The organism is Sphingomonas sp., assembly GCF_030145815.1.
GTDB lineage: Bacteria > Pseudomonadota > Alphaproteobacteria > Sphingomonadales > Sphingomonadaceae > Sphingomonas.
On record NZ_JAIXHL010000008.1, the window covers coordinates 137,633 to 163,778 of the forward strand.

Annotated in this window: 30 protein-coding genes and 1 tRNA gene; 4 read left to right on the top strand and 27 right to left on the bottom strand. The window is 66.0% G+C overall.

The genetic code is table 11. The annotated features are described in order from the left end of the window. Entirely contained in the window at positions 1 to 330 is a 330-nt protein-coding gene (locus tag KYX69_RS09155) for a MerR family transcriptional regulator (RefSeq protein WP_300496338.1), read from the top strand. On the opposite strand, the gene KYX69_RS09160 is transcribed toward KYX69_RS09155, so the two are convergent. The 4 genes from KYX69_RS09160 to KYX69_RS09175 are packed head-to-tail and all read right to left on the bottom strand — an operon-like array spanning position 331 to position 5,181. Then, on the bottom strand, positions 331 to 870 hold the full coding sequence (locus tag KYX69_RS09160) for a histidine phosphatase family protein (protein ID WP_300496340.1): 540 nt from the start codon (positions 868 to 870) through the stop codon (positions 331 to 333). Then, the gene (locus tag KYX69_RS09165; RefSeq protein ID WP_300496342.1) at positions 867 to 3,587 is read right to left on the bottom strand and encodes an ATP-dependent DNA helicase; all 2,721 of its coding nucleotides are present in this window, start codon (positions 3,585 to 3,587) and stop codon (positions 867 to 869) included. The genes KYX69_RS09160 and KYX69_RS09165 overlap by 4 nt, the downstream gene beginning before the upstream one ends. Next, positions 3,584 to 4,243, bottom strand: a complete 660-nt coding sequence (locus KYX69_RS09170) for a COQ9 family protein (RefSeq protein ID WP_066660273.1) — start codon at positions 4,241 to 4,243, stop codon at positions 3,584 to 3,586. Before KYX69_RS09170 ends, KYX69_RS09165 begins: the two co-directional genes overlap by 4 nt. Positions 4,244 to 4,245: 2 nt before the next feature. Then, positions 4,246 to 5,181 carry a DMT family transporter gene (locus tag KYX69_RS09175; protein ID WP_300496345.1) on the bottom strand — a complete coding sequence of 312 codons (936 nt, stop codon included), beginning with the start codon at positions 5,179 to 5,181 and terminating at the stop codon, positions 4,246 to 4,248. A 52-nt stretch (positions 5,182 to 5,233) separates the two neighbouring features. Here KYX69_RS09175 and KYX69_RS09180 point away from each other — a divergent pair, with 52 nt between their 5' ends. Next, on the top strand, positions 5,234 to 6,322 hold the full coding sequence (locus KYX69_RS09180; protein WP_300496347.1) for an alkene reductase: 1,089 nt from the start codon (positions 5,234 to 5,236) through the stop codon (positions 6,320 to 6,322). A gap of 16 nt (positions 6,323 to 6,338) precedes the next feature. Here KYX69_RS09180 and KYX69_RS09185 read toward each other — a convergent pair whose 3' ends face one another. From KYX69_RS09185 to gltX, 9 genes are all read right to left on the bottom strand, one after another. Beyond that, positions 6,339 to 6,809, bottom strand: coding sequence for a hypothetical protein (locus KYX69_RS09185; RefSeq protein WP_300496348.1), 471 nt, complete (start codon positions 6,807 to 6,809; stop codon positions 6,339 to 6,341). Then, positions 6,782 to 7,324: a GNAT family N-acetyltransferase gene (locus tag KYX69_RS09190; RefSeq protein WP_066660260.1), complete on the bottom strand. Its 543-nt coding sequence runs from the start codon at positions 7,322 to 7,324 to the stop codon at positions 6,782 to 6,784. The genes KYX69_RS09185 and KYX69_RS09190 overlap by 28 nt, the downstream gene beginning before the upstream one ends. Further along, positions 7,324 to 7,740: a 6,7-dimethyl-8-ribityllumazine synthase gene (gene ribH / locus KYX69_RS09195; RefSeq protein WP_066660257.1), complete on the bottom strand. Its 417-nt coding sequence runs from the start codon at positions 7,738 to 7,740 to the stop codon at positions 7,324 to 7,326. Before ribH ends, KYX69_RS09190 begins: the two co-directional genes overlap by 1 nt. After that, on the bottom strand, positions 7,740 to 8,879 hold the full coding sequence (ribB, locus tag KYX69_RS09200) for a 3,4-dihydroxy-2-butanone-4-phosphate synthase (RefSeq protein WP_066660254.1): 1,140 nt from the start codon (positions 8,877 to 8,879) through the stop codon (positions 7,740 to 7,742). Before ribB ends, ribH begins: the two co-directional genes overlap by 1 nt. Further along, entirely contained in the window at positions 8,866 to 9,474 is a 609-nt protein-coding gene (locus KYX69_RS09205) for a riboflavin synthase (RefSeq protein WP_300496353.1), read from the bottom strand. Before KYX69_RS09205 ends, ribB begins: the two co-directional genes overlap by 14 nt. A gap of 3 nt (positions 9,475 to 9,477) precedes the next feature. Next, positions 9,478 to 10,440: a bifunctional diaminohydroxyphosphoribosylaminopyrimidine deaminase/5-amino-6-(5-phosphoribosylamino)uracil reductase RibD gene (gene ribD, locus KYX69_RS09210; protein WP_300496355.1), complete on the bottom strand. Its 963-nt coding sequence runs from the start codon at positions 10,438 to 10,440 to the stop codon at positions 9,478 to 9,480. After that, positions 10,437 to 10,793, bottom strand: a complete 357-nt coding sequence (locus KYX69_RS09215) for a hypothetical protein (protein ID WP_300496357.1) — start codon at positions 10,791 to 10,793, stop codon at positions 10,437 to 10,439. The genes ribD and KYX69_RS09215 overlap by 4 nt, the downstream gene beginning before the upstream one ends. Before the next feature lie 43 nt (positions 10,794 to 10,836). Next, entirely contained in the window at positions 10,837 to 11,508 is a 672-nt protein-coding gene (locus KYX69_RS09220) for an energy transducer TonB (RefSeq protein ID WP_300496358.1), read from the bottom strand. Positions 11,509 to 11,636: 128 nt separating this feature from the next. After that, the gene (gltX, locus tag KYX69_RS09225) at positions 11,637 to 12,971 is read right to left on the bottom strand and encodes a glutamate--tRNA ligase (RefSeq protein ID WP_300496361.1); all 1,335 of its coding nucleotides are present in this window, start codon (positions 12,969 to 12,971) and stop codon (positions 11,637 to 11,639) included. An 87-nt stretch (positions 12,972 to 13,058) separates the two neighbouring features. Here gltX and KYX69_RS09230 point away from each other — a divergent pair. Then, a tRNA-Val gene (locus KYX69_RS09230) sits at positions 13,059 to 13,134 on the top strand. Positions 13,135 to 13,159: 25 nt separating this feature from the next. On the opposite strand, the gene KYX69_RS09235 is transcribed toward KYX69_RS09230, so the two are convergent. From KYX69_RS09235 to KYX69_RS09255, 5 genes are all read right to left on the bottom strand, one after another. Then, positions 13,160 to 14,359, bottom strand: coding sequence for an integrase (locus KYX69_RS09235; protein ID WP_300496364.1), 1,200 nt, complete (start codon positions 14,357 to 14,359; stop codon positions 13,160 to 13,162). Between the two features lie 257 nt (positions 14,360 to 14,616). Then, positions 14,617 to 15,591, bottom strand: a complete 975-nt coding sequence (locus KYX69_RS09240) for a ParB/RepB/Spo0J family partition protein (RefSeq protein ID WP_300496367.1) — start codon at positions 15,589 to 15,591, stop codon at positions 14,617 to 14,619. Between the two features lie 72 nt (positions 15,592 to 15,663). Next, complete coding sequence (locus KYX69_RS09245) at positions 15,664 to 17,178, bottom strand: hypothetical protein (protein ID WP_300496369.1); 1,515 nt, start codon at positions 17,176 to 17,178, stop codon at positions 15,664 to 15,666. A 47-nt stretch (positions 17,179 to 17,225) separates the two neighbouring features. After that, positions 17,226 to 17,504, bottom strand: coding sequence for a hypothetical protein (locus KYX69_RS09250; protein ID WP_300496371.1), 279 nt, complete (start codon positions 17,502 to 17,504; stop codon positions 17,226 to 17,228). Between the two features lie 17 nt (positions 17,505 to 17,521). Beyond that, on the bottom strand, positions 17,522 to 17,992 hold the full coding sequence (locus KYX69_RS09255; protein WP_300496373.1) for a hypothetical protein: 471 nt from the start codon (positions 17,990 to 17,992) through the stop codon (positions 17,522 to 17,524). Here KYX69_RS09255 and KYX69_RS09260 point away from each other — a divergent pair. Further along, positions 17,981 to 18,295, top strand: coding sequence for a hypothetical protein (locus tag KYX69_RS09260; RefSeq protein WP_300496375.1), 315 nt, complete (start codon positions 17,981 to 17,983; stop codon positions 18,293 to 18,295). The genes KYX69_RS09255 and KYX69_RS09260 overlap by 12 nt on opposite strands. On the opposite strand, the gene KYX69_RS09265 is transcribed toward KYX69_RS09260, so the two are convergent. The 9 genes from KYX69_RS09265 to KYX69_RS09305 all read right to left on the bottom strand — a co-directional run bounded on the left by KYX69_RS09265 (position 18,280) and on the right by KYX69_RS09305 (position 26,142). Continuing rightward, positions 18,280 to 18,774 (bottom strand): hypothetical protein, encoded by a 495-nt coding sequence (locus KYX69_RS09265; RefSeq protein ID WP_300496378.1) that lies wholly within the window; start codon positions 18,772 to 18,774, stop codon positions 18,280 to 18,282. The two genes, KYX69_RS09260 and KYX69_RS09265, sit on opposite strands and share 16 nt — an antisense overlap. 102 nt (positions 18,775 to 18,876) lie before the next feature. Continuing rightward, entirely contained in the window at positions 18,877 to 19,578 is a 702-nt protein-coding gene (locus KYX69_RS09270; RefSeq protein ID WP_300496381.1) for a hypothetical protein, read from the bottom strand. Continuing rightward, complete coding sequence (locus KYX69_RS09275; RefSeq protein ID WP_300496383.1) at positions 19,502 to 20,014, bottom strand: hypothetical protein; 513 nt, start codon at positions 20,012 to 20,014, stop codon at positions 19,502 to 19,504. Before KYX69_RS09275 ends, KYX69_RS09270 begins: the two co-directional genes overlap by 77 nt. A 121-nt stretch (positions 20,015 to 20,135) precedes the next feature. Then, complete coding sequence (locus KYX69_RS09280) at positions 20,136 to 21,878, bottom strand: hypothetical protein (RefSeq protein WP_300496385.1); 1,743 nt, start codon at positions 21,876 to 21,878, stop codon at positions 20,136 to 20,138. A gap of 304 nt (positions 21,879 to 22,182) precedes the next feature. Beyond that, positions 22,183 to 22,410: a DUF3883 domain-containing protein gene (locus tag KYX69_RS09285; RefSeq protein WP_300496387.1), complete on the bottom strand. Its 228-nt coding sequence runs from the start codon at positions 22,408 to 22,410 to the stop codon at positions 22,183 to 22,185. 496 nt (positions 22,411 to 22,906) lie between these two features. After that, positions 22,907 to 23,674, bottom strand: coding sequence for an HNH endonuclease (locus KYX69_RS09290; protein WP_300496388.1), 768 nt, complete (start codon positions 23,672 to 23,674; stop codon positions 22,907 to 22,909). Between the two features lie 34 nt (positions 23,675 to 23,708). Then, on the bottom strand, positions 23,709 to 24,326 hold the full coding sequence (locus KYX69_RS09295) for a hypothetical protein (protein ID WP_300496391.1): 618 nt from the start codon (positions 24,324 to 24,326) through the stop codon (positions 23,709 to 23,711). A 2-nt stretch (positions 24,327 to 24,328) separates the two neighbouring features. Continuing rightward, positions 24,329 to 25,114 carry a PD-(D/E)XK nuclease family protein gene (locus KYX69_RS09300; RefSeq protein ID WP_300496393.1) on the bottom strand — a complete coding sequence of 262 codons (786 nt, stop codon included), beginning with the start codon at positions 25,112 to 25,114 and terminating at the stop codon, positions 24,329 to 24,331. Continuing rightward, positions 25,111 to 26,142, bottom strand: coding sequence for an ImmA/IrrE family metallo-endopeptidase (locus KYX69_RS09305; RefSeq protein WP_300496395.1), 1,032 nt, complete (start codon positions 26,140 to 26,142; stop codon positions 25,111 to 25,113). Before KYX69_RS09305 ends, KYX69_RS09300 begins: the two co-directional genes overlap by 4 nt. Between the last annotated feature and the right edge of the window lie 4 nt (positions 26,143 to 26,146).

Below are 26,146 nucleotides of genomic sequence, written 5' to 3' on the forward strand. Positions count from 1 at the left end.
ATGGCAGCCGGTCCGGAGAAGGGCCCCGAAGCCTTCCGGACGATCGGTGAGCTTGCGCAGGAAATCGGGCGCCCGCAGCATATATTGAGATATTGGGAAACGCGCTTTCCGCAGCTCCGACCGCTCCAACGCGCCGGGGGACGACGTTACTATCGCCCCGACGACGTGGCGCTTGTGCGGCGCATCGATTCGCTGCTCAGCCGCGAGGGCTATTCGATCCGGGGCGTGCAGCGGCTGCTTGATGCCGAGCGCGGCGCGCGGCGCGGGCGGACTGATTCGCTGCGTGCGGTGCGCGACTCGCTGCAGGTGGCGCTCACCGAAGACGGCTGATCAGTCTTCCGGTCCCAGCCCGACATCGAGATCCCGCGGGCGGACAAAGCGCACCAGCGTGCCGCTGTTCGTACGAATCGCACCCCAATCGTCGGTCTCGAATGTGATCACCGCGAGTGCGGCGGTGGGGAACTTTTCCTCCACCGCATCGCGCAATGCGTCGCCGGTGCGATCGGGCACCAGCATCAGGATCAGGTCCTCAAGGCCCGGATTGTGGCCGATCAACAGCGCGCTGTCCGCTCCGGCGGGCAGCTCATGCACCACGTCCATCAGTGTCGCAGCGGAGGCGAGGTAGATGCGCCGATCCCAGGCGGGGGCCAGCGCGCTGCCATAGCCGGTCTCGACCTGTTCGACCGTTTCGGTGATCCGGACCGCGGGTGACGCGACGACATGATCGAAGCTCAGTCCCTGGCTCCGCATATGACGACCGACCGTGACCGCCGCCTTTTGCCCACGTGCATTGAGCGGACGGTCGAAATCGCGGGCGACGGCATCGTCCCAGCTCGACTTGGCGTGGCGCAATACCGTCAACGTCTTCATCGGCCCTCCGGATCGGCGGTTTCGTGCGCCTTCTGCCCCAGCGATGCGACGGAGGAAAGACGGCGCGCATGTTCGACCGCTTCATCCAGTGTCAGCCGGCGGATCGGGGTGCCGGGGGGGAAGGCGTCGAGCAGGCGTGACGGCGTTGCGGCGGAGAGCAGAACGAACGCCCCCGAGTCATCGGCGCGGCGGATCAGGCGACCAAACGCCTGGGCAAGCCGGGCGCGGACCATGCGGTCGTCATAGGCGCTGCCGCCCCCGGCGAGCCGCCGCGCCGCGTGCAGGACGCTCGGTTTGGGCCAGGGTACGCCCTCCATCACCACCAGCCGGAGCGAGTGGCCGGGCACATCGACCCCGTCGCGCAGCGCGTCGGTGCCGATCAGCGAAGCGCGCGGATCGTCGCGGAAGATGTCGACCAGCGTGCCGGTATCGATCGGATCGACATGCTGGGCATAGAGCGGCAGGCCTTCGCGCGCGAGCCGGTCGGCAATGCGGGTATGAACTGCGCGCAGCCGCCGGATCGCAGTGAACAGGCCCAACGTCCCGCCCTGTGCCGCCACGATCAACCGCGCATAGGCAGCGGCGAGCGCGCCCATATCGCCGCGCTTGATATCGGTGACGATCAGCACTTCGGCCTGGCGTGGATAGTCAAATGGCGAAGCGGCCTCGAACCGTTGTGCGGGATGCGCGAGGTGCTGGGCACCGCTGCGTTGTTCGGCGACGTCCCAATCCCCGCCAGCCCGCAGCGTCGCCGAGGTGACGAGCGCACCATGTGCAGGCTTCAACACCGTTTCGGCGAACGGCTTGGTCGGGTCGAGCCAGCGGCGGTGGATGCCGATGTCGATTTCGCGCCCTTCGATGCGTTCAACGGCGAGCCAGTCGACGAAGTCGGCGGTGGCGGGACCGCCGATGCGGGCGACGAGCGACAGCCAGGCGGCGACGGTTTCGGCGCGCCAGTTGAGTGAGGCGATCGCACCCTCGATCCGAGCGCGCGCCTGTCCGTCCATCCAGTCGGGCGCCTCGTCCAGCACCGCCTCCAGCCGTCGACCGAGCGCCATCATCGGGCGCAGCAGCAATCCGAGCGCGGCGGCGGCGGGCGGGATCGCGTCGATCAGCTGGGCGTCGGGTTCGGCGAGTTCGGTCTCGATGCCATAGCCGGCTTCGCCCGACCCGTCGGTGTCGCGGGCGTAGACAAGGCCACGCACAGCGGCGAGGAGGTGCTCGATCGCGCCGAAGGGCTGGCCCTCGGCCAGACGCTGCAGCCAGCCATCCGAGGGAAGTGCGCGCGCGGCATCCACCGCCTCGCTGATTGCGCGCGCGCCGGCGTCGTCATAGCTCGCGACATCCGACAGTCGCGCGGCCAGCCCGCGCCGCCGCCCGCGCGACCCGCTCTCCGGCCCGGTGATCCAGCGGCGCAGCTCGATCGTCTCCTGCCCCGACAGGGCGACGCCGAACATCGCGTCGGCCGCGTCGAAAATGTGATGGCCTTCGTCGAACACATAGCGCGTGGGGCGGGTGGCGGTTTCGCGCCCGCGCGCGGCGTTGACCATCACCAGCGCGTGATTGGCGATGACGATGTCGGCGTCGGCGCTGGCCCGAGCGGCGCGCTCGATGAAGCATTTGCGGTAGTGCGGGCAGCCGGCATAGACGCACTCGCCGCGCCGGTCGGTCAGCGCGGTGGATCCGTTGCGCCGGAACAGCACTGGCAACCAGCCGGGCAGATCGCCGCCGACCATGTCGCCATCGGCGGTATAGGCGGCCCAGCGCGCGACCAGCTGCGCCAGCACTGCGGCGCGCCCGGCGAATCCGCCCTGCAGCGCGTCCTCCAAATTGAGCAGACAGAGATAGTTTTCGCGGCCCTTGCGCGTGACGATGCGGCGCTTGCGCTCTTCGGGGTCAGCGAACAGCCGCTCGCCCTCATGGCCCAGCTGGCGTTGCAGCGCCTTGGTGAAGGTCGAGATCCACACCACGCCGTCGGCCTGCTCCGCCCAGAGGGATGCGGGCGCGAGATAGCCGAGCGTCTTGCCGATGCCGGTTCCCGCTTCGGCCAGCACCAGATTGGGCGAATCGCGCATCGTGCGCGGCGCAAAGGCACTGGCCGCCGCATCGGCGTAGAGAAGCTGGCCCGCGCGCACCTCGGCGCCCGATCCGGTCAGCGCAGCCAGCCGTTCACGCACCGCGTCGGGATCGAGCGCGACAGTGCGCGGCGGCGTGCGCGGCGCGCCCTCGCTCCATTCGGGCAGTCGCGAGAATAGCCAGCGTTCGGCCTGTTCAGGGCGGGTCAGCCGCTGCGACACCGCCGGCCCCCAGCTCCAGCGCAATTTGGCGAGTGACTGGGCGGCGTGCCATGCACCCTCGCGTTCCGGCCAGTCGGTCTGCGCGATCGCCAGCATCGCTTCGGCAGCGTCGCGCAGGAACGGGGCAACTGCCGCATCATCGGCTGGCTCGGCGATACCCAGTGCGCGCGCCACGCCGCGCGGGGTTGGCACCATGAAGCGCGCGGGGCGGAGAAAGGCGAACAGCTCGAGCAGGTCGAGTCCCGACAGGTCGGGATAGCCGAGCCGCTGCGCCGTCAGCGGCGCGTTGAGCAGAATGACCGGCGTATCGGCGGCGATGCGCACGGCTTCGCCGCGTCCGATGCTGCGTGTCCCCTCCGCCGTCGCAATCCAGATGCCGCCATGGCTGGCATGAAGTGCCGGATAGGGAAGCGGGTTCACCGTGCGTTGTAGCGCAGGCGGCCGATGAAGCGCGACATGCTGAATCGGTGGTCGGATCGCGCGGCCAGCTTTGCCTTGGCCTTTTCGAACTGCATGATGTTCTCGATCCGCCGCGACAGAAAGGCGCGGGTTTCTGCCTGACCCTCGCTGTCGTCGTTGAGGAACACTGCAATGGTTGCGGCATAGATGCCCGCCAGCATCGCGCGCTTGGTATAATGGTTATAGTCGGTGGCGGTGTCGCCCGCGAGCCGCCACATCGCATCGGCCGAGCGCCAGCCCAGGCGGGTCGCGCGCGCCGCATTCTGGGGCATGGCAAGGATCGCGACCGCGCGGCGCAACGCTTCGCGATCGGGCGCGAGGATGTCGAGCCGGGTTTCGACGAGCGCGGTGATGCGGGCGCGGATCTTCATCGCGGCCAGCGTTTCGGGCGGAAGACGCTGTGCCATCTCCCGGTCGACATGGGCGAACCACAGGTCGATCATCTCGACCGCCTTGGCCGGAATGGCGAGGCGGGCGATGTCGTGGTCCGCGCCGATCGCATCGGCCGCAGCGGTGACCGCCGCCGCGCTCCAGCCGTCAAAGGCAGCATTGGGCGCGAGGTGCGGCGAAAGCGCTTCGCGCAGCTCGTCCAGCGTCATGTCGGCAACATCGGTCATGTTCACGTTTTAACCTCTGCCTCGTTCGACGCAACCTGTCCCGGAGGGCTTTTGCCGCGTCGGACGAGGACAAGCGCGACCGCGACCAGCGTGGCGCCCAGGAAATCCGGCACGCCCAGCCGCTCGTCATAGACGATCCAGCCCACCGTTCCGGCGACCACCGGCTGGGTCAGTAGCGCGATTCCGACGACGAGCGGCGAGAGATGGCCGAGCGCATAGATCATCAGCCCCTGCCCGATGACCTGACTGGCGAGCGCGAGGCCGACCAGCACGGTCCAGCTTTCGGGCCAGATGCGCTCCCCCAGCGCCCAGGCGAAGAGCAGCATCGGGAGCGTCCCGAACAGGCTGGACCAGGCGAGCGCGGGCAAGGGTGCCATGGCTTCGCGCGCGCGGGCCATCAGGATGAAATAGACGGTATAGAGCGCTCCGGCGAGGAGGCAGAGCAGGTCGCCGAACAGGTTCTGGGGCGACAATTCATAGGAGCGACCCAGCAACAGTCCGGCGCCGATCGCGGCGAGCAGGAGCGCAAGACCCTGTTGCCGCGTCGGCCAGGCGCGGGCGATGAAGAACCCCCAAATCGGGTACATCAGCGTCGCCGAATTGCCGAACAGCGTCGAATTGGCGAGCGTCGTGTGCAGGATGCCGACATGCCAGGAGGCGAGATCGGCGGCAAAGGCGATTCCCGACAGCAGCAACACGCCCCACAGGCCGCGCGTCCCCTGAACCGCATTGCCGCGGCTCATCAGGATGATCGCGAACAGGAACGGGACGCCGAGCGTCAGCCGCCAGAACCCCGCCGCCACCGGCCCCACATCGGCGGCGCGGACGAACCACGGCCCGAAGGCGAGCGCGAGATTGCCCAGCAGCAGCGCGGCGAAGGGCAATGCAGCGCTGCTTGTTACGGATGCAACTTTTCTTGGCGGGCTGGAGTCGTGCATGTCGCCCTTAGCGCCCTAACTCTTGTGCAACGCAACTGATTTGGAGACCCGCATGTCCGACCTGTTCGATCCGATCCGCCTTGGTGCCATCGAAGCGCCCAATCGCGTGCTGATGGCGCCGCTGACGCGTGGTCGTGCGGGACGCGACGGTGTGCCGACCGCGATCATGGCCGAATATTATGCGCAGCGCGCATCGGCGGGTCTGATCATTTCCGAGGCGACCGGGATCAGCCGTCAGGGACTGGGCTGGCCGTTCGCGCCGGGGCTGTGGACGCAGGCGCAGGCCGAAGGATGGCAGCCGGTGACCGAAGCAGTGCATGCCGCAGGCGGGCGCATCGTCGCGCAGCTGTGGCACATGGGCCGACAGGTGCACAGCGCGGTGACGGGCGAGCAGCCGGTGTCGTCCTCGGCCACCCAGACCAAGGGGCATTTCCACACCTATGAAGGGCGGCAGCCATCGGAGCAGGCGCGCGCGCTCGATCTTGCGGAGATTCCCGGCATCATCGAGGATTATGCCCGCGCGACCGAACATGCGCTCAATGCCGGGTTCGACGGCGTGCAGATCCACGCCGCCAATGGCTATCTGATCGACCAGTTCCTGCGCGATGGCGCGAATCATCGCAACGATGCCTATGGCGGGTCAGTCGACAATCGCATCCGCCTGCTCAGCGAAGTCGCCGAGCGCGTGGTCGCGGTGGCGGGTGCCGATCGCACCGCGGTGCGGCTTTCGCCCAATGGCGAGAGCCAGGGGGTCGATGACAGCGATCCGCATGCGCTGTTCCTGCCGGCTGCCAAGCGCCTGTCCGAACTCGGCATCGCCTTCCTGGAACTGCGCGAGCCGGGGCCGGAGGGGACGTTCGGCCGCACCGATGTGCCCAAGCTCAGCCCGGCGATCCGCACCGTATTCGACCGCCCGCTGGTGGTGAACTCCGACTATGTAACGCGCGAAGCGGCGCAGGCAGTGCTCGACAGCGGGGTGGCCGATGCAGTGAGCTTTGGCCGCACCTTCATCTCCAATCCCGACCTGCCCGAACGGCTGCGCACTGGCGCGCCGCTCAACGAGGGCAACATGGCGACGTGGTATAGCCAGGGGCCGGAGGGGTATATCGATTATCCGGCGCTTGCGCGTCAGGAGGCGTAACGGAGTTGGGCGTTCTTTAGCCCCGCTCTACCTCGTCTAGCCGCGCGGTGATCCATTGGCGGAGCGCCGCGCGGATCTTGGGCTGGAGGGCGAGCACGAACGGCACGACGATCAGCCAGGGGAAGATCAGGAAAGCGATGGTGAAGGCGAAGAACAGGGCGATCAGCCAGCCGCCGATCGCTGCGCCGATCTTCTCGTTGAAACGGTCGCCCATCACGATCCTGCGCGGAGCCTTGAGGTCATAGAGCGGGGAGGTCGTCAGGATCTGCGCGCCGCTGCGATCGTCGATCTGGCGCGGCTCGTCTTCGGTGACCGGGCGTTCGGCAGGGGAACGCTGCTCGGGCCGAGTCACGGGTGCAACCGGGCCGGGTGTGCTGGTCGGCTTGCCGGTCAGCGTATCGATCACCACGAGCCGGCGGTCGCGTTCGACCACCTTGTAGCGGCTGGGCGGGATTTCGGTCACCGCGCCGCGCGTCCCGCGCGCCATTGCGCCGCGCTCTGCCCCCAGGCGTCGACCTTGACCTCGGCATAGGGGGCCGGAAGCTGGACCGGGCGCAGGTTGGTCGAGCCGAGCCGCTGGGCGAGGCGGATCGAGCGGGTGTTTTCGGGCGCGATCGTGTGGATCACCTCGTCCCAGCCGAGCACATCGACGGCATAGTCCATCGCCGCGACCGCGCCTTCATAGGCATAGCCGCGCCCCGCGAACTCGGCGGCAACGCCCCAGCCGACCTCGGTGCCGGGCCAGCCATCGGGCATCCACGGGCCGAGGCGACCGACCCATTTGCCGGTCGCGCGCTCGATGACCGAGAACATCGCGAAGCCGTTGATCTCCCACGCGCCGGCCATGGTGCACAGCTGCCGCCAGGCGACGCTGCGCTCGACCGGGCCGCCGAGATGTTCGGTCGCCACGGGGTCTGCCGAGAAGGCGGCCCAGCCATCCAGATCCTCCGCCGCCGGACGGCGCAGGATCAGCCGCTCGGTGAAAAGGATCGGGTGGGCCATTACAGCCGCTGCTTCAACGCCAGCATCGCGAGCGCCGCTTCGGCGGCGCCGCCACCCTTGTTCAGTTGGGCCGGATCCGCGCGGCGGATCGCCTGTGCCTCATCCTCGGTCGTCAGGATACCGTTGCCGATCGGGATGCCGTCCATGGTCAGCGCCATGATGCCGCGCGCGCTTTCGTTCGAGACGATCTCGAAATGATAGGTCTCGCCGCGGATCACCACGCCGAGCGCGACATAGCCGTCGTAGCGCTGCGTCTCTTCGGCCAGCACGATCGCACCGGGCACTTCGAGCGCGCCGGGGACGGTGACCGTCTCATGGCTGTGACCCGCCGCCTCGATCGCGGCGCGGGCACCGGCGAGGAGCATGTCGTTGAGATGGTCGTAGAAGCGGGCTTCGACGATCAGGATATTGGCCATTATGCGCCTTTCAGATCGATTGCGCGCTCACCGACGATGCGCAGGCCATAGCCGTCGAGGCCGACCAAAGTGTGATGGGTGTTGGTGAGCAGCACCATTTCCTCGACCCCCAGTTCGTTGAGGATCATCGCGCCGACGCCATAGTCGCGCAACTCCTCCATCTCGACTTCGGTGCGTTTCCCCGCCTTGCGCTCGACCGCCATGGTGAAGGCGTCGGCGCGCGGCTTGTTGATCACGACCACCACGCCCGCGCCCTCTTCGCCGATGATTTCCATCGAGCGCTGGAGCATCAGGCCGCGGTCGCCCGCCTCGCCGAACACATCGGCGAAGGGCGACAATGCGTGCATGCGGACAAGGGTCGGCTTGTCTGGGGTCACGCGGCCCTTGACCAGTGCGAGCTGTTCGGTGCCGGTCGCCTTGTTCCAGAAGGCGATGGTGCGCCAGTCGCCACCCCAGCGGCTGGTGAAGACCGACTCCGCCCGGCGCTCGACCAGATGGTCGTAGCGGCGGCGATAGGCGATCAGGTCGCGGATCGTGCCGATCTTGAGATTGTGCAGCTGGGCGAAGGCGACGAGGTCGTCCATCCGCGCCATCGTGCCATCGTCCTTCATGATCTCACAGATCACGCCCGAGGGGCTGAGACCGGCGAGACGCGAGACGTCGACCGCCGCCTCGGTATGGCCGGCGCGGACCAGCACCCCGCCTTCGCGCGCGACGAGCGGGAAGACATGGCCGGGCGAGACGATGTCGGCGGCGCTCTTGGTCGAATCGGTCGCGACGGCGATGGTGCGCGCGCGATCGGCGGCGGAAATCCCGGTCGTCACGCCTTCCTTCGCCTCGATGGAAACGGTGAAGGCGGTGCCCATGCTGGTGCCGTTGCGGCGTGACATCGGCTCCAGGCCGAGCTGGTCGGCGCGCGCCTGGGTGATGGCGAGGCAGATCAGGCCGCGACCATGTTTGGCCATGAAGTTGACCGCGTCGGGGGTCGCCATCTGGCCGGGGATGACCAGATCGCCCTCATTCTCGCGATCCTCGTCATCGACCAGGATGAACATTCGGCCATTGCGCGCCTCGTCGATGATCTCTTCGGGCGTGGAGAGGAATGCGTGGGGCAGGCGGGAAAGTTCAGCGTTGGCCACGGACGGCCTCCATACGTTGCAGATAGCGTGCGAGCACGTCGATCTCGAGATTGACTGCCTGACCCGGGGCGAGCGCGCCGAGCGTGGTGACCGCCTGGGTATGGGGGATCAGGTTGATCGCGAAATGCGCGGTGCCGTCGGGTTGGTCGGTCACTTCGTTCACCGTGAGCGACACGCCGTCGATGGTGATCGATCCCTTGGCAGCGATGAACGGGGCGAGGCTGGCGGGCACGGCAAAGCCGACGCGCTGCGAGTCGCCCTCGGGGCAGATGCCGAGCACCGTCCCGACGCCGTCGACATGGCCGGTGACGATATGGCCGCCCAGCTCGTCGCCGACCTTGAGCGCGCGTTCGAGGTTGAGGCGCTGACCCGCCTGCCATTGTGCGGCGGTGCGCGAGACGGTTTCGTGGCTGACATCGACCGCGAACCAGCCCGGGCCCTTGTCGACCACGGTCAGGCACACGCCCGAGCAGGCGATAGACGCGCCCATGTCGACCGTCGTCATGTCATAGGCGGTGGTGATGCGCGCGCGCAGGTCGCCGCGATTCTCGATCGCTTCGATCGCGCCGACATCGGTGATGATTCCGGTGAACATATCCTATCCTCTGGCGCGCTCGTAGACCTCGAGCCGGTCGCTGCCAAGCATTCGCGCATCGTGCAGGTTCCAGCGGCCATGCGCGGGATCGAGGGTGGCGAGGCCAAGCTCGGCAAGGCCGGGCTTGCCGCCGAGCAGGATCGGCGCGCGGTACAGCAGCAGGCGGTCGACGAGATCGGCGCGGAGGAAGGCGGCGGCGGTCTGTGCACCGCCCTCGACCAGCAGATGATCGACGCCGTCGAGATCGGCGATGGCTTCGGGTGTCGCGATGCGGGCCCAGCCGGGTGCGTCACTTGCAGAGAGGAGGACGCGGTGCGGGCTGCGATCTTCCAGTCCCGCGAGCCGTACGTCGAGCTTCGGTGTGTCGATGTCGAAGGTGCCGCGGCCGACCAGAATCGCCTCATGCCTGGCGCGTTCGAGATGGGCGTGGGCGCGGACGCGGGAGCCGGTGATCCAGCGGCTCTCTCCATTTGCAAGGGCGATGCAGCCGTCGAGCGAAGTGGCGAGCTTGAGCGTCACCGCCGGGCGGCCGTGCGCGCGCCGGGTGAGGAAGCCGGCCATGCTGCGCGCGGCTTCATCGGCGCGGATGCCCATCGTCACGGCGATTCCGGCCGCTTCGAGTCGGGCGATGCCGCGTCCGTCAGTGCGCGGATCAGGATCACGCAGGGCAATGACGACCTGCGCCACGCCGGCGGCGATCAGCGAGTCGGCACAGGCGGGACCACGCGCCGATTCATGCGCGCACGGCTCCAGCGTGACATAGGCGGTGGCGCCGCGTGCGGCTTCGCCCGCCTGCGCCAGTGCCATCGCCTCGGCATGAGGGCGGCCGCCGGGTTGGGTCCAGCCACGCCCGACGACGCGATCCGCGCTGACGATCACGCAGCCGACATTGGGATTGGGCGCGGTACGACCGCGCGCACGCTCGCCCAGCGCGAGCGCGGCCCCCATCCACGCGGCGTGGTTCAAATCCCGTATTCTTTCAGCTTGTCGTCGATCTTCTTGTATTCCAGCCGCTTCTTTTCGGCCTTCGCCTTTTCCTCGGCGAGTTTCTTCTGGCGGATCGGCTCGTCGATCTCTTGCTGCGCGATGATCTCTTCAACCGTCCGATCGGCGCGCCAGTTCTGGAAATAGACGATCTCGCGCTTGTAGGGCTTCTCGAAATAGCTGTCCTTGTAGAAGCCGAACAGGACGAGCCCGGTGGTGACCGCTGCCGCAACCAGGAACCAGACCTGATAGCGGTGGCGGATGCGCAGGGCGTTGCGCAGATCCGCCAGCGCGCCGACCGTGGATACGGGGCGATCGGGTTTGAAGAACCTCATGGCCGCCAAGATAGGGAATGCGGAGGCATGAGGCCAGACCCCGTCAATCCACCAATTTGAAACTCAGCGTCATCGTCATCCAGTCTTCATAGGGGACGCCGTCGCGGGTCGCGGGCTTGAACCGCCATTTGGACAAGGCATGGCGGCGGGTGGCTTCGGACAGGCCCTTGCTGGGGCTGCGCAGGATCTCGATCGCCTTGACCCGACCGTCGACCCCGACCAGCACGCGGGCGGTGAGGCGACCCTCGGTCTGATTGCGGATTTCGGAACTGGGATAGGGCGGCTGGAGCGAGTCGGCATAGCGCGGATCGACCGTCGCCCCGACGAAGACCGGCGGCTTGGGCGGATCGACCACGGTGCCGGTCGACGGTGGCCCGGGGTCGGCGGGCGGGTCCATCGGGACCGGGTCAAAGCCCGTTGTCGATCGAATCGGATTGCCGGCCCCGGGAATCGGCACGACCGGATCGGGCTGGTTGGGCAGCGGCTGGGTCGTCGGGACGGCTTCGCGCTTGTCGCGGACCTGCTCGATCGGCTTGGGGTCGGGCTTGGGCGGATCGAGCTTGATGGGAATGACCTGGATCGGGGGATCCTTGAGGATCGGCACCAGCGTCGGACCGACCAGCGTCGCGCCGAAGCCGATAGCGGCGAGAATGAGCAATGAGGCCCCGGCGCTCGCCGGGCGTGAAGCGGAAGGCTGATAGCGGGTGGTGTGCATGACAGGCTCTCCATCATTCCGGTCTGGGCCGGTGGAAGGATGATATACCATTACATGCGACTTGCAAATTCCTTTTCGTTCAGGCGACTAGGCTCCGCGGCGCAGGGAAATGGCGCGAGCGGACCCGTTCAGCCGCGCAAGCGCTCGATGGCGCGATCACGCCCGATGAGGGGGAGCAACGCGCCCATGTCGGGGCCCGAGTCGCGCCCGGTGAGCGCGCGGCGCAGCGGGTGAAACAGCGCGCGGCCCTTGCGCCCGGTCGCCTCCTTGAGCGCACCGGTCAGCGCGTGCCACGGGTCGGCGCGCCAGTCGAGCGTTGCGGCGAGATCGGCGGCGGTGTCGAGAAAGGCGCGATCCCCCGGATCGGCCGGGGCATCGACCGGCCCGGCAACGACCTGCCACCAGTCGGCGGCACCGCCGACGGTCTCGAGGTTCGGCCGGATCGCGTCCCAGGCAGCTGCGTCCATGTCCGCCGGCAGTCGGTCGGCGACCGCCGCGAACGGCAGCTGATGGACAATGCGGGCGTTGAGCTGGGCCAGCTCGGCTTCGTCGAAACGGGCGGGCGCACGACCGAAGCGGGCGAAGTCGAATGCGGCGATCAGCGGCGCAGGGTCTGGCTGCGGCTCGACCGGATCGCTGGTGCCGAGCCGTGCGAGCAGGGCGATGATCGTCTGCGGCTCCAGCCCCGTGTCGCGGAAATGGTCGCAGCCGAGCGAGCCGAGGCGCTTCGACAATTTGCCCTCGCTCCCGGTCAGCAGCGCTTCGTGCGCGAAGGCCGGCGGGGTCGCGCCGAGCGCGGCGAACATCTGCACCTGCGCCGCCGTGTTGGACACATGGTCCTCACCGCGCACGACATGGGTGATATCCATGTCGATATCGTCGATCACCGAGGGAAGAAGGTAGAGCCACGAGCCATCGGCGCGGCGGATCACGGGATCGCTCATCGTCGCGGGATCGAAGCGCTGGGGTCCGCGGATCAGATCGGTCCATTCGATCGGTGCGGCGCTGTCGAGCTTGAAGCGCCAGTGCGGGCGGGTGCCGGCGGCTTCGAGGCCGGCGCGGTCGGCGTCGGTCAGCGCCAGCGCCGTGCGATCGTAGATCGGGGGCAGCCCGCGACCGAGCTGGATCTTGCGCTTCAGCTCGAGTTCCTGCTGGCTTTCATAGGCAGGGTAAATTCGGCCCGCCGCGACCAGCTCAGCAAAGCGGCGCTCATACAGGTCGAAGCGCTGCGACTGGCGTGCCTCGCCATCGGGGACGAGGCCGAGCCAGGCAAGGTCGGTGCGGATCGCATCGACGAACGCTTCTTGCGACCGTTCGGGATCGGTGTCGTCGATGCGCAGCAGGAAGCGGCCGCCCTGTTTGCGCGCCCACATCCAGTTGTGGAGCGCGGTGCGGATATTGCCGACATGCAGGCGGCCGGTGGGGCTGGGCGCAAAGCGGGTGACGACGGGTGAACTGGTCATGCGCGCCCGCTAGCCCATTTGGTGGTGCGATGGAAACCACCGCGCGTCTTTACGCGCGCGCCGCTTGCGCCTATCGGAGCGCGGTCCGGGCGCTTAGCTCAGTTGGTAGAGCATCTCGTTTACACCGAGAGGGTCGGCGGTTCGAGCCCGTCAGCGCCCACCATGAAAATACCGTAAAATCAACGCCTTCACCCCTTTTTGGGGGTGATGATCTTGTTGCGGTCCGCGGTGATGGTCAGCAAATGGCCAGCACGCCAACGCTCCGCCTCCTTTTCGACCTGCTGCCAGAGCTTAGTCAGTGCCCGAATCGCAGCTCGCATCTTGGTTGGTTCGATGTGGGCATAGTCTTCCGTGATCTCCTCCAGCGTATCGTCTTCGTCCTTGTGGCCGAGCAGCGCGCTGATCTGTTCACCGGGCACGCCGCTGCTGCGGAGATGCGTCGCGACTGTATGGCGGATCGTCTTCGGAACGGCGCGTGGAGGAAGGTTTAGCTTCTCGCGCATCGTCCCCCACCAGATCTTGCGAGATTTGACGATCGGGCCTGACGGCCAGGCTCCCATCAGGTCACGTAGCGGCGCGATCAGGGGCACCACCGGGTTCCGCTTGTTCGTGAGCGGCCAGTGGGGCGGATGCATGTCGGCGATTGAGTGGTGCCATTGCACGGCAGGATCGAAGGCAAGTCCGGCGTCCGGTCGCACGGCGGTGCCGATCATCAGCCACACCCAAGCCTGCGCATCGGGTTCCTGATCGGCGTAGGCAACGATGGCGCCCAACTGGGCGATCGTCAGTCGCAGCTTGCGCGGCTTGGACCGGAGGTTCTTGGCGACGGACGGTATCTTTGGGACTTCATCGATCCGCTTTTCGCCTTTCGCGTGGTTGAGCGCGGCGCGCAGGTCCTCGATGTTCCGCTGGACGGCCTCACCCGTCACGCCGGAATGCTGATGGCGATAGACCTTTCCGCCCCATTCGACCTCCCAGGAATGGGGTTGCATGCGCCAGCGACGGAAGCGTGCGACGACGTTGTTCGTAAGTTCGTCGATGCGAACGCTGGTGGTCAATTCGTCCTGCATGAAGAAGCCGATCCATGCTCTGAAAGACGATTTGATCGTATCGATGCGATGGACGTCCGGTCCACGCTCACGGAGATAGAGGAACAGATGCGGGAGCAATTCCGCCTGTGTGGTTGGCTGCCGTGTCTTCGACCTGTGCCACGCCTCATGGCTACGCAGCACTTCACTGGCGTCTTTTACAGACCTGCACTTAGTGCTGCGATAGATAATGGTCCGCCCGCTGGCAGTGGCGATTTGCCAGATTTCGGGCGATTTTCCATCGCGGCGTTTGTCGAGCCAGAAGTCTCCGACGATGAGTGGGCTGGTTTCTCGTGACACTCGGATCTCATTTCATTCAATTTTTCTTGGTAGATCGCATCTCCGATTGGACTCCGGAGAACCGCCGCTATCTCTTCCGGCGTTATTCTCAGGCTCGTCTGGTTGCGCAGAGCGCGCTCGAGCTTGGCTACGAATGACGTGATGGCAGTCATGTGGAACCTCGGGCTGCCTTGGGAGACTGACCAGCGAGGTCAGCGGCGTGGCGGATTTTCGATTGCGACCGTGCGTGCGTTGCTGGCCGGCTCAGCCGCGACCGATCATTCGCTGGCCCCGGAATTTTCATCGCTCGCTTTCGGCGGGGCGCTCGTCAGGCCGAGATGCTGCCGCAACTCGACGGTGAGCGCTGCGAGCACCCTGGTGCGATCACGTTGACGCACGTCGTCACCGAGCGCCGAGAGGCGGAGGGTGGCGCCACCTTTTTCATCCTTCTTCCACGTAACGGCCCGCTGGTTCTCACCCAGCGCCCAGCTTTGCGGACGCGTCTGCTCAACCTCCGCCGGCGACAGCAGCAGGCGTTCAACGAGGCGAGGTCCGGCGAGCTTGACGCCCGCACTGGCCAGGTTCGCGGCGATCGTCACGACGTTGCGGCGGCGGTCGGTGTCCCGCAACGCGGGCACGACCTGCTCGGCAAAATGGACCGAGGCGCGCTCGAAGTCGGTGTGCGCCGCTTGGATGACGGGTGGAATGTCGAGCAGCGAAAGCGTCCGGCTGATGACGCCCGGATCGATCCCGCGCGCGGCGGCAAACGCCTGCTGCTCACCGTTGTGCGTATTGTCGATCGCCCATTTCCAGCTGCGCGCGAGTTGCAGCGGCGTGTAAGCCGAGCGACCGACGTTCTCGGCCGAGCTTTCGCGCCATGCGGTTTCGTCGTCGAGATCGACGACACACACCTTGAACAGCGTGTCGGGGGCACCATTCTCGCGAAGGTGCCTGACGGCGTGCCAGCGCCGCGTCCCGGCGACGATTTCATAGCGGTCTGGCTCAACACGGCGCACGATCGCCGGGGCCACCTGGCCATCGACGCGGATGCTTTCGATCAGGGCGCGGTTACGCGCAGGGTCGAAAGGGCTTTCGGCGCGGCCATTGCCCTTGAACGCGCGGCACAGAACCGGATTGATGAGCAGGATATTGCCGGGGGTCTCATCCGCTACGGTGGTGCTTGCGGTCTCCGGCGCCATGCTGATGGCTACCGGAAATTCAGGCCGGTCGAGATTGAGTTCGGTGACGGTCATGTCGGTTCCCCGCCGCGCGGGATGCGCGGCAGGTCACCTCATGAAGAGATCAAACCAGACATAATGAACCGTTCAGTCGCGGCTGAATCGGAAATTCCGGTTCGCCCATGCGACATCGGCCGAGCCGTTTCGGTTTCCCATCGACAAGGCCCGAGCAGCATCCACCGTGCGCTGTGGCAGGCGCTCGGCGCTCAACATGTGGTCGGTAGAATAGATCAACCAGTCAGCGGGCTTCATCGTCTTTGCAAACTCGATGGCATGGGCCGCCGTGCTCATGTCAGCAGGCTTGGTGTTCTCAAACCTGCTCCCGACCGGAGGATAGCGTTTCACCGCGTCGGCGTGCCGCGCATCGCGCAGGATGAGCGCGCGGAAGATGGTGAACAGTTCCCGCTCCAGACGCCGCCGCGCATGCGGGCTGAGCAGCTTACCCGTCTGCGGTTTCCGCACGCCGGTGACGACCGGGATGTTGCCGATTGCGGCGGCGGTATTCTGGACGGCGAAGACAAAACCGACCAGCGTGGTGACGCCCAGCCGCGATACGGTGGTCTCGCGCTTCAGATCGGCAAGCTCCTGCTTCATGTTCGCCTCTGCCTCACGGCGTTCAGCCCCGCCGGCCGCCTTGCGACCCATGGCGAGGAGTTTCGCGACCGCCCGGGCCATGATGCGGTGGAGATAGTCGAGATAGTCGGCGAGAGCGTGCAGATAGGCCTCATTCTCTCCATTCGGATCATACCGCACGACGTCGCCTGCAGCTGCATCGGGTGTCGCACCGACGGCCGCGAGGTGGTCGCGGTTCTTGCTCGCAAGCAGTTCCAGATCGAGATCGGAGATGAAACGCGTGAGCGTCGGATCAATGGTGTTGCCGTCGTGACCGGCCCTGAATGCGCTCTCCGCCAGTTTGGCCATCTCGAACATCTCTTTGATGAGAGTCTGCAACGAGCGCAGCGTGGTGAGCTGAGGCGTCCCGTTTTCGAATGCCTTCATCTCGGCGGCGTGCAACCGGTAGGTCATGATCTGGAGGTCGAATACCGACCAGGCCATCCGGATGCATCGCACCGCATATTGCCATTCCGGCTGGCGGGGCTGCTCGATTACGAGCGCTTCCGCGTCGGCCAGTCGGCCGTTCAGCAGCGCGGTGACAAGGGCCGGCGCCTCTTGTGACCGGGCGGCGAGGAAGCGGGCCAGCCACCGCCTGTCGACCGCCGCCCGGGGAGCGATAGTCACTCCTGCGTCATCATTTGTGGGGCCAGGCTTCAACGAGTCGTTGAGAGCCTTGAACAGCCGAGTGACGATGACCTGGTCGCCCGGCAGAAACAGCATCCGTGCCAGCCGGTTGCCGATCGCTGTGGGGTCGCCGAGCAAACCATCGGTTGGTAACAACGACCCGTTTTCGTCGAAGTGCCCCGACGGCAACAGGTCGATATCGTCGGCGTCCAGGATCGCGGCGCCAAGACGCTCGAGATCCTTTGCCTGATTGTGCGACAGCGTGCCGAAGCGGGCACGGTGGATCGCGTTGGCGAGATCGGGGCGGAAATACTCCGCGCCGATGGCCGTCAGCAGGATCGCCTTGAGAAAGTCGGTGAGCATAAAAACCTCGCTGGTCGAGGCACTAAACAGCGCGCCTTAAGTATCTGCTATCCGCTGATATCTTCGTCAAACGATGCGATGATGCGTTCAACCATTGCGACCTTTGCGGTGAGCTTGCGCTGCTGAGAGGTTACCTCCTTCAACAACGCGGCGGCCTTCGCGGGCGTGTGGACACCCGCATTGAACTCTGCCGCGATCGCGGCGGCGCGTTTGCTCAGGTCGGTCATGGTATCACGCATCGCCGTCAGCGCATCCCGCAGGCGCATGAGCCGCATCGGCCCGGACAGATTGGCTTCGTTATAGACGTCGGGGAGCACATCGTTCATCTGTCTTCTCCTTGTGATTATTCGTCGAAAACTGGCGGGTGTGCCGGCGGCGCCCAGAAATCAGGGTGGCCGCCGACTTGCGCGATCCAATCATGCGCGCGGCCGCAATTCAGGTTTGCGGGCGCGCGAAAGCCGCCGCGCACCTCGATCAGGGTGATCAAATAATGTTGGAATTCGGTGATGGCGTTTTTCCGCCAATGCTTGCTGCCGCGCGCCTGTCGCGCGTGGAACAGGGCGGTCTCGCGCTCACGCGCGGCCCGGACGAATTCCCACGCCAGCCGCGCGCCTTCCGCGCGGCACCATGTAAAGCGGCCCTGATTGGCGAAAACGATCTGCAGCAAGCCGCCACGATCAGTGGATGGATTAGCGGCGGCTGCCGAAGCGATCCATAGCGCGTAAAGGTTGCCGTGTGCCTCGAGCCCGGCAATCGCATAGTCGTCGATATGCAGATAGCCGCCGCGCTCGGCGATGGCGCCGTGCGCGAACACTTCATTCGCCCGCGTGCGCGAGCCCTCCGCAACCTGCTTCGCCTGACGCGCATGTGCAGCGATGGTCTTGAGTTCGCCGAGACGAATTTTCTCAGCCTGTTCGAGAACGAGCAGACGAGCACGCAGCGACGTGATATTTCGCTCGATATCGCTGACGCGTGGGGCGGGAAGAGTGTCCATGCTTTTCGCAATGCCGGTCGCGAAACGCGAAATCTGAAGCGTTCACTCCAGCGCATGAAAAAAGCCGGACTCGCGCCCGGCTTCCTCACTTTGGCATTCTTTGCCAATCATTCCGGTCGATGACTGACGACACCAGCCCTGATGTCACCGCGCAGGGGCCGCGACGATCGCATCAGCTGGTCGACACGCCGTGCTGCTCGCTCGACGCCGGCGGCGAGGTCCTTTGGCTTGCCGTCACGATGAAGCAATTCCCCGGGTAGCGCCGAGAAATGTCCACGAACGTTCTCCCGCGGCACAAGCACCGCACATCGCGCGCCCTTGGCGAGATAGAGCCAACAATCGGTCGCAACGAGGCAGAGATTGTCCCGCGGTATGATCAGATTGATGGAGGTGAGATAACAGCCGGCGGTATAGTTGAACTCGAAGTGGACCACGTCCGCGCGGCTGGCGACGGCGGCGCGGGCAAAAGACAAGCGCCCTTCGTCATCCTGCTCGCCTCCGGCGCAGAAGATCAGGCCTTGTTCCATGCGCTTCTTGCCCAGCATTAACTCGACCATGGCGTCGACATGAGCCTGGATCACTGCGTCGGTATCGAGAGACATTGAAATTCCTTCTGGTTTTCCTCCCACCATCGGGAGGTCACCTTCTCGGTCCCAAAGTCGTCGGGCTGCGGCGGCGGGGGTATCCCGCCGCCGCGCCACCCTTCACTGGCCCGCGATGCGGTCCCACGCGGTGCGGAAGCTACGCCACTCCTCCATGAAGTTGCAGTGGAGGTCGCTCGCCTCACCTTTAAACAGCGCATTCTGCTCGGCGAACCCGCTCGGACGGTGCGTGCGCGAAAGGCAGAGCACATGCGCGTGCGGTGCGCGGGCCGACAGCCCTTCCCCCGGACGATGGCAGACGACCAGACTGCTGAGCCGGTGCTGCCGCGCGAGAATCATTTCCGCGTAGCTGCCGGCCGCCGACATCATGTCGTGGACCATGACGTCGTTGTCGAACCGCATGGTCATCACCACCGCGAGCAGCTTCAGCCGACGCGGCGCGTTGTCGTCATAGCCCTGGAAGAACGCGCCGATATCGTCCGTTTCACCGACCCCCGGCGCCAGCACCAGCCGGTGCGCCGCCGTGGTGATCGGCAGTTCTGCTGCCTTAGCCTCCTGCGCGGTTGGTTCGCGCGGCTGGAGCTTGGCACGGGCGAGATCGAGCACGCTGTTCGAGTGGCCCTTCGCCTCGCGCCGTAGCAAGGCGAAGCCGAAGTCGGTGTTGCCGCCGGCAGGATCATCATAGACCATTTGCATCGCCGCGGCCGGGCTGATCCAGTTCCCCATCTCAACGCTCTCCCAGGTAGGCAAAGAGCGTGCGGGCGCGATCAAACCCCGCAGCGCGCTCGCCGGTCGGGTGATCATCCAACCGTTCCATCCGATCGGTGCCCACGCGGAACGCTGGCCCGCTATCGGTCGCATCGGGCAGGAACCAGAGCGTATCGTCGTCACCGAGCCATGCGGTGCGCGGTTCCGACCACCGCTGCGCCTGGCGGGTCCATTCGCACACCGTGCCATGCACGCGAAGATCGCCGGTGTCGCTCGCGCTGATGCTGATGCACAACGCATCGCTGCGCGCCGCGCGGACCAAGCTGTTGATCGGTGCGCGGTGCAGATCGCCGATCACCGGCACGAGCAACAGCTCTGGCTCGGTCACATAGAGATAATCCGCGAACTTCTGCGCGATCAAGGCCGGCGCATAGCGATCGAGGCTCCAACCCGCGTGGCGAACAATCGCCACCGTCGCCCCCAGGACGCGCGCTTCCGCGATGCGGCGAGCGCGATCATTGATAAACTGCATGTAGGTCACTTCGTCTTTTGCGCGCGCAGGGCTGCACTGCGTCGCGACGGGATTTTCACCCTTCCGGGGCAGCCGATCAGGCTCCCATTTTTTCGCCTAACTTCATTCAGGCGCGGCACGGTCAGCGACCTGTGCCGCCGCGCTCCGCAGCAGCGCGGAACAGCCGTTCAAGGCTGCCGTCATCGACAACATGCTCGGTAAGCGCCGATCGATCGGCAAGCGGTGCGACATAGGATGCGATGAACGTCAGGATGCGTTCGCCAAGGGTGCCCGTCGCCAGCGCATCGATACGCTGCGCGACTGCGCTATTGGCGACGAACGCGTGGAAATCGTTACCCCGTCGCTCGACATCGATACGGCGGGCAAGCACTGCCTTCTCGATCCAGTTGACCTCAGCGTCGAGCGAGATGCGCTGGGCTTCATCAAGGCCGGCATATTCCGGCGTCTCGCGCAGTTTCCTGCGCATCGCCGCCATCACTTTGCCGCGCGATGGCGGGGCGGGCGGGGCAGGCTGTGCCGATGCCGGTGCCGGCTGTGACGAAGCGACGGCATCGTCGGGCTTGCCGACCTCTGGGCTGGCGGCGCGGTCGATCGAGCGCACCCACTGGTCTTCACGCTCCGGTTGCGAGCTCGCAATCGCGCCGGCCTGCGCGGCGCGATACGGGGCGACAATCGTCTCCATGCGAGTCGCGATGGCGGCGAAGCCAGCGGCCAGACGCTCGACCTGATCCAGCGCGCGGCCTGCCAGGCCCAGCAGATCGAGACGCTGGCTCGACGCATCGACTGCCTGCTCGGACCGTGACGCCGCTGGCGCGACATTGCGCACGCCCTTGCGCTTGGTGAAGCCACCCGGTGCCAGCCCGTCGCTGACGCGAGACCGATGGGTCCAGCGAGTCGCGATCCGCTCGGCGGCGAGCGCGCGGTTGAACGCACTCGCAATGATGCGGCGCTGAAGCATCAGCCCGGCGGTGGTGTTGAGCCAGGTCTGTTTGGTCAGCGCGAACTCAAGCCGGTCGTCGTGACGGGTCATCGACCGCAGGCTGAGCAGGATATGAGCGTGGTAATTCCGATTGCTGCCGGACGGATCGGGTTTATGGAGCGCCGCGCTGAACGGCAGATTCAGCCGATCATAGTGCCCGATCAGTTCCTTAAGCAGCCCGGCCCGGCCGCGCGGCGACAGGTCCGCCGGTAATGGCAGGATGATGTGGACATAGACCCCCGCATTGGATCGGCTCTCACCCTCAAGCTCTTCGAGACGGTCGGCGCAGTCGATGCGATCGGATTGCGCATCGCCCATGTTGCTGATCACATTGCCGGCAACCTGTTCGAGCGCATCCTCGCGCTCGATGTAGACCACCTTGTCGCCGAACTCGCCATCGCGCCATTTAGCGAGGCGCGCGTTAATGCGCGGGGAGCCGGCCTTCTTGAAGGCGCGGCTGCCGCCCGAGGTAAACCCGCGTGGAATCCATTCGAAGATCAGGTCGCGCTTCGAGCGGACCTGCTTCGCCGGGCTCGCCGCCACGACATCGAACTCGAAGTCCGGGAACGACCGACCAACACGCGAGCGCTGGAGCTTTAGGTCGCGTTCGCTGCGCCGTATTGCCGCGCCCACGCGGCGGAGGTCGCGATCCATCTCGCGCGCCTGCCGCTGACGAAGGCGGCGGGTGTAGGCGATGCTTTTCTTCCACAGCGCCCGATCGACCAGTTCGGCGCGGATCGGGTCGGCGACATCGAGCAGGCGCCGCGCTCGCTTCTTGATCGCCGCGTTGTCACGTTTGCCCTCGGCGAAGCGCTTGCGGTGGGCGTCGCTCAGAAGCGCCCGCGTATCTTTCTGCGAATGGGTCCAGCCGTGCCACTTTTTCATGGCCCCAGGCTAGATTTTGCTACCGCCTGAAACTGAAGCGTTCACGAAAATGGGGGGTGAGGCGGTCTTTGGTCCACGGAACAAGACGTTGACGCGCCTCACCCCCCAACTAACCCCACTCAAACTTCTCATAAAAGCACGCGACCGCGCTGGCTGTCGTCAGCACCCGATCACATTGCTACATTTAGGCGCGGTTCGAGTTGGTCCAGGAGGTCAGCGATCCTCGCTACCGAAGCCATCAAATACGTCACCGATACCATTCGGCGCCGCGTCAGTGAAGGCGGTCCATACAGCGCTGCCGGATCTAGGGAAAGAGCGGGCGTTCCCAGCCGTTGGCGGTCTTTACCTCGATCAGCCGCTCAGCGCCGTCCGGCCCGAAACCGGCGATATCATAGCCCGCGCCATCGCCGTCTTCGTTCGACACCCAGGGCACACGTCGAGCAAGGTCACCCCGGCCAGCGGCGTTCAGCGTGGTCCTCGCTTGCCACCACACGCGCTTCGCCTCCGCGGCCCAGCGCGCGGTTGCGCGCATCGCGCTCGGCAACATCGAATTTGGCGGCTACCGCGAGCATCTGAGCGAACTCATCGGACGGCGGCGCATTGAACTGCGTGGGTGGCGACCCGATCGCTAATGGGCGTTCGTTGCGCGCGCCATGCGCCGGCGCGGTGGCATCTACATTGAAGCCGCTGATGCGCAGCCGGCCCCGTCAGACGATGGTGCAGCGACAGACGACGGGAGCAAATCGGGCGCGGCAAATCGCCCCGCGGGCAGATCCGCCATCGGATCGGGTTCGGCGATGTCGGCTTCAGTTGAGCCTCAAGCAGCATGGACGGCCCGCTGCCGTCAGCAAGGCTCACCTCATGGCAAGTCCGACCCGCGCGCACGTTAGTGGCCCCCGCCGTCTGGCCGGCACGCGCCGGATCGTGAACGAAGGCGGACTACCCTGCCAGGTGGAAACATCCTGCTCTTGCCCCCTTATCAGCTCATCTCACGTCAGAAAAACGGTCATCTCAGCGCGAATGCCCGCTCAGAACCCGTATACTTCCCAGTGCCAAGCCAGCTTGGCGCGGTGCGCGTCCGTCAGCGCCAGCGGCTCGGGCATACCGAGTGCCGTGCGCGCCGCGTGTCCCAGTATCGGCGCGAACAACGCCGTCCCGTCGTCACCAAAGCTCACCAGTCCCGCATCGAATGCGGCGTCCCAATGCGCCGCGAGGAGCAGGCCGTTGTGGACGTCGAGTCGCTCGGCATCGCTCGCGCATTCGGCCCATGGCACGATATGGCTCGCCCGCAGCAGGGCCGGCTCCTCGATTCCCGTTAGAGGGCAGCGACCACCCCAATAGCTGAGCACCGCGCGACGGAAATGATGCTGTCCAATCCGCACGCGGGTCAGGCGGTCGGCTTCGGTATCGCCCAGCCCGGCGACCTCCGCCTCGAATTCGTGAAGCGGCATCGTGGGCAAGGTGGTGGCCAGGACGTAGGCCCGGTGCAGCGCCGCACGCATCGCGCGCTGATCGTCAAATGCGAACGCCGCACGCATATTTACTGGCATCGGGGCGGCGGCGGGCACGTCCAACTCGGCCGCCACGCCGGGGTGCTCGACGCACAGAAACCACCCAGCCCCGTCCCCGGAAACGGCCAGCCCGACCTCCCCCGGCACATCAATGTCCGACCGGAAATACAGCCAGCCATCGGCTTCGCCCTCGAACCGGCGATAGCCGTGGTTGAAGGCGGCCTCTTCCAGTTCGGATCGAAGTGCAGCCGGAATGGCGCGGGCGCGCAGCTGGGTGGAATGCATCACCGACCCGCCTGGCTCGACCGTCGGATCGACATCAGTCGAATGTCCGATTCCGCTCAATAAGCGCCTCGATGTCGGGCATTCCCGACTGGATGATGCCGAGTGCGTCCGTCACTGGTGCCATGGCGGCGGAAAGATCTCCGATCTCGAAGCCATTGGCGAGCGCCTCGCCATCAATCGCGACTGGCAAGTAGAGCCACTGGTCGCTGTCTTGCCTAAACCCCGCATCGAGCAACCGGTCGATCAGGTCGGATTGATCATCCAACAGCTTCTTCCAACGGCGCTTTGCATGGAATGTGTCGGACCAGAGGTATAGCACGGCGGAGCTACCATTCGGCCCATCTCCTAGCAGCGTCATCAACCAGGTTTCGTCCGTTTCTCCGCCAGCACCGTTTTTCTCGCTGAGTGAGAAATGATAGGCGCCCGACAGAGATTGCGGTTGCCCATCGAGCCATGCTCGTTTTGAGAAGCGGATAGGTGGATTGTCGTCCACCTCGACAGCGACCTCCCACGTGTCGTCCAGACCCAATCGGATCGCGCTTCCGATCGCTTCGACGACTTCGTCGCCAATATCGTAGGCTCGGAGCAGCGCCGCTTCGACATCTCCGATGTTGCGCACGATCAGCGCATCCAGTTCCGACGTATCAGCCATGCTTACCTCCCAAATTCGATGCAGTGACGAACGAATGTTTCGAGCAAGAACGAATGCGTCGTCGGTGCCCCTGCACGAAGACGCAGCACGTCGCGCCCAGCGTGCATCACGTCACGCCAAGTCGCGCGCAGCACTCCCTGCTCGCTAGGATAAAAAGGTGCCAGGAACACCACCGCCGCCTTTTTGCCACCGCGCTGCTTGCCCCAGCGTTGCACCGAGCCAACGTAGCGACGCAGCTGCTCCGGCCCTTCGGCGGCGTCGATCTTCACCTCGATGCCAAGCACGAAGCTCGGCCCCTCGATGGTGATATCAACCCGCTCGCTTACCGCTCCAACCGGGCAATGCTCGGTCCGCACCGAATAGCTGGCGGCCAGTTCTTCGCTAGTGGGCAGCAAGCCGGCGGGGTCATTGATCCGGCGGCAGAATGCCTCCAGAAACGCACGGCCCAGCGCACCGCACTGCTGAGGCGACCACAGCGTCGCCAAGACCGCCGAGTTGCGCACTTCCTTCCGCCCGACGCCCGCGACGCCCCACGGGTTGATCATCGTGCCGCTGGCCCGCAGTTGCTCCAGTGGAGGCTGCGCTGCCGTCAGAAAACTGCCCAGCCTCGCCGGATCGAGTTTCGGACGTGCAACCACGATTGGGGGCGGGGGGCGATGCTGCCGATAGGCCGACAGGAATGCGTCCATCCGCTTGACCTGCGCGCGTTCGGGCGCGTGCGAACGCCAAGCTGAAAGGAAGCCTCGCAGACGCTCGGTGCGGTTCCGGGTCGAAAGTTCACCGCTCATACGATCAAGTCCTCGAACACATGCAGCTCTTCGACCGCCTCAGGTCGCGACACTAGAAACCCGGCTAATGGCACGCGCTCGTATGCGATCGGATTTTCGGTCAGCAGGTCCATTGCGAAAACCCAGGCCGGCCGGCGCAGATGATGCACACTCTCTACCCAGCCGCGCTCCTCCGCCTCGCACGCGAGTCGCGCCATCCATTCCTCCGCCTCGTCGGCTGGTAGCGCCTCGAGCATGTGGGTCAGTCGTCCAGCTAGCCGTGCCAGATAGTCGCGGCGGTCCTCCAGCGGATCGGCCTCATCTCCCCCGGCCGGCCCGAACATCCCTTCCGGCATCGGCGGCAGCCCGGCCTCGCGCGCGATGCGCTGGGCGGCGTAGTGGACCCTTGCCGCCGACACGCCCTGACCTGTCGGGCGCTCTGCGTGCATTAGGTCCAGCCGCTCTTGCACACCATGCGGCGCGCCGGGGTCGAGCCCAGCATGCACGCCGATCAGCGCGGCAACCATCTCCGCCTCGACTTCCGCAACGCTGCTCGCGATCGGGCGCGCCTCTACCCAGTCGCCGGGCGCGTGCGATGGGCCGAGATGGCCGCAATAGATATGCCCTAGCTCGTGCGCGAGCGTCACGAAGCGCTCGGCCGCTGAGCCGCGGTCATTGGCGACGATGCGCCACGCGATGCCGTCGTCGCGCGGGCCGATGAAGTCGGCCTCCACGAAATGCAGGTCGCCGTGAAAGCCGATGCCGATGTCACAGTCGCCGCGCACGCACATGCCGGCGGTCTCGCTCGCCAGCGGATGCCAGCGCAGTTCCATCCGGTCCGCGCGCGCCGGATGCGCGATCACCGCGCTCAGCCGGTCGAGCAGGGCGGGGTCGAGCGCGCCCGTCACCTTGAACGCGCGGGGAATCATCACTTCGGCAAAGAGCGGATTGTCGGGATCGCAGAATTCAAGCTCGTCCCACGCCTTGACCCTCGGCGTCGCCTGAGGCGGCGGAGCCGCGCGGCCGAACAGGCGCTTGAGCAAGCTCACCGCT

Bases quoted from the DNA above. Each gene is read 5' to 3' on its own strand.
- KYX69_RS09155 (WP_300496338.1), top strand. From the start codon at position 1: ATGGCAGCCGGTCCGGAGAAGGGCCCCGAAGCCTTCCGGACGATCGGT.
- KYX69_RS09160 (WP_300496340.1), bottom strand. From the start codon at position 870: ATGAAGACGTTGACGGTATTGCGCCACGCCAAGTCGAGCTGGGACGAT.
- KYX69_RS09170 (WP_066660273.1), bottom strand. From the start codon at position 4,243: ATGACCGATGTTGCCGACATGACGCTGGACGAGCTGCGCGAAGCGCTT.
- KYX69_RS09175 (WP_300496345.1), bottom strand. From the start codon at position 5,181: ATGCACGACTCCAGCCCGCCAAGAAAAGTTGCATCCGTAACAAGCAGC.
- KYX69_RS09180 (WP_300496347.1), top strand. From the start codon at position 5,234: ATGTCCGACCTGTTCGATCCGATCCGCCTTGGTGCCATCGAAGCGCCC.
- KYX69_RS09185 (WP_300496348.1), bottom strand. From the start codon at position 6,809: ATGGCGCGCGGGACGCGCGGCGCGGTGACCGAAATCCCGCCCAGCCGC.
- KYX69_RS09190 (WP_066660260.1), bottom strand. From the start codon at position 7,324: ATGGCCCACCCGATCCTTTTCACCGAGCGGCTGATCCTGCGCCGTCCG.
- ribH (WP_066660257.1), bottom strand. From the start codon at position 7,740: ATGGCCAATATCCTGATCGTCGAAGCCCGCTTCTACGACCATCTCAAC.
- KYX69_RS09205 (WP_300496353.1), bottom strand. From the start codon at position 9,474: ATGTTCACCGGAATCATCACCGATGTCGGCGCGATCGAAGCGATCGAG.
- KYX69_RS09215 (WP_300496357.1), bottom strand. From the start codon at position 10,793: ATGAGGTTCTTCAAACCCGATCGCCCCGTATCCACGGTCGGCGCGCTG.
- KYX69_RS09220 (WP_300496358.1), bottom strand. From the start codon at position 11,508: ATGCACACCACCCGCTATCAGCCTTCCGCTTCACGCCCGGCGAGCGCC.
- gltX (WP_300496361.1), bottom strand. From the start codon at position 12,971: ATGACCAGTTCACCCGTCGTCACCCGCTTTGCGCCCAGCCCCACCGGC.
- KYX69_RS09240 (WP_300496367.1), bottom strand. From the start codon at position 15,591: ATGACCGTCACCGAACTCAATCTCGACCGGCCTGAATTTCCGGTAGCC.
- KYX69_RS09245 (WP_300496369.1), bottom strand. From the start codon at position 17,178: ATGCTCACCGACTTTCTCAAGGCGATCCTGCTGACGGCCATCGGCGCG.
- KYX69_RS09250 (WP_300496371.1), bottom strand. From the start codon at position 17,504: ATGAACGATGTGCTCCCCGACGTCTATAACGAAGCCAATCTGTCCGGG.
- KYX69_RS09265 (WP_300496378.1), bottom strand. From the start codon at position 18,774: ATGTCTCTCGATACCGACGCAGTGATCCAGGCTCATGTCGACGCCATG.
- KYX69_RS09270 (WP_300496381.1), bottom strand. From the start codon at position 19,578: ATGATCACCCGACCGGCGAGCGCGCTGCGGGGTTTGATCGCGCCCGCA.
- KYX69_RS09275 (WP_300496383.1), bottom strand. From the start codon at position 20,014: ATGCAGTTTATCAATGATCGCGCTCGCCGCATCGCGGAAGCGCGCGTC.
- KYX69_RS09280 (WP_300496385.1), bottom strand. From the start codon at position 21,878: ATGAAAAAGTGGCACGGCTGGACCCATTCGCAGAAAGATACGCGGGCG.
- KYX69_RS09285 (WP_300496387.1), bottom strand. From the start codon at position 22,410: ATGCGCGCAACCGCGCGCTGGGCCGCGGAGGCGAAGCGCGTGTGGTGG.
- KYX69_RS09290 (WP_300496388.1), bottom strand. From the start codon at position 23,674: ATGCATTCCACCCAGCTGCGCGCCCGCGCCATTCCGGCTGCACTTCGA.
- KYX69_RS09295 (WP_300496391.1), bottom strand. From the start codon at position 24,326: ATGGCTGATACGTCGGAACTGGATGCGCTGATCGTGCGCAACATCGGA.
- KYX69_RS09300 (WP_300496393.1), bottom strand. From the start codon at position 25,114: ATGAGCGGTGAACTTTCGACCCGGAACCGCACCGAGCGTCTGCGAGGC.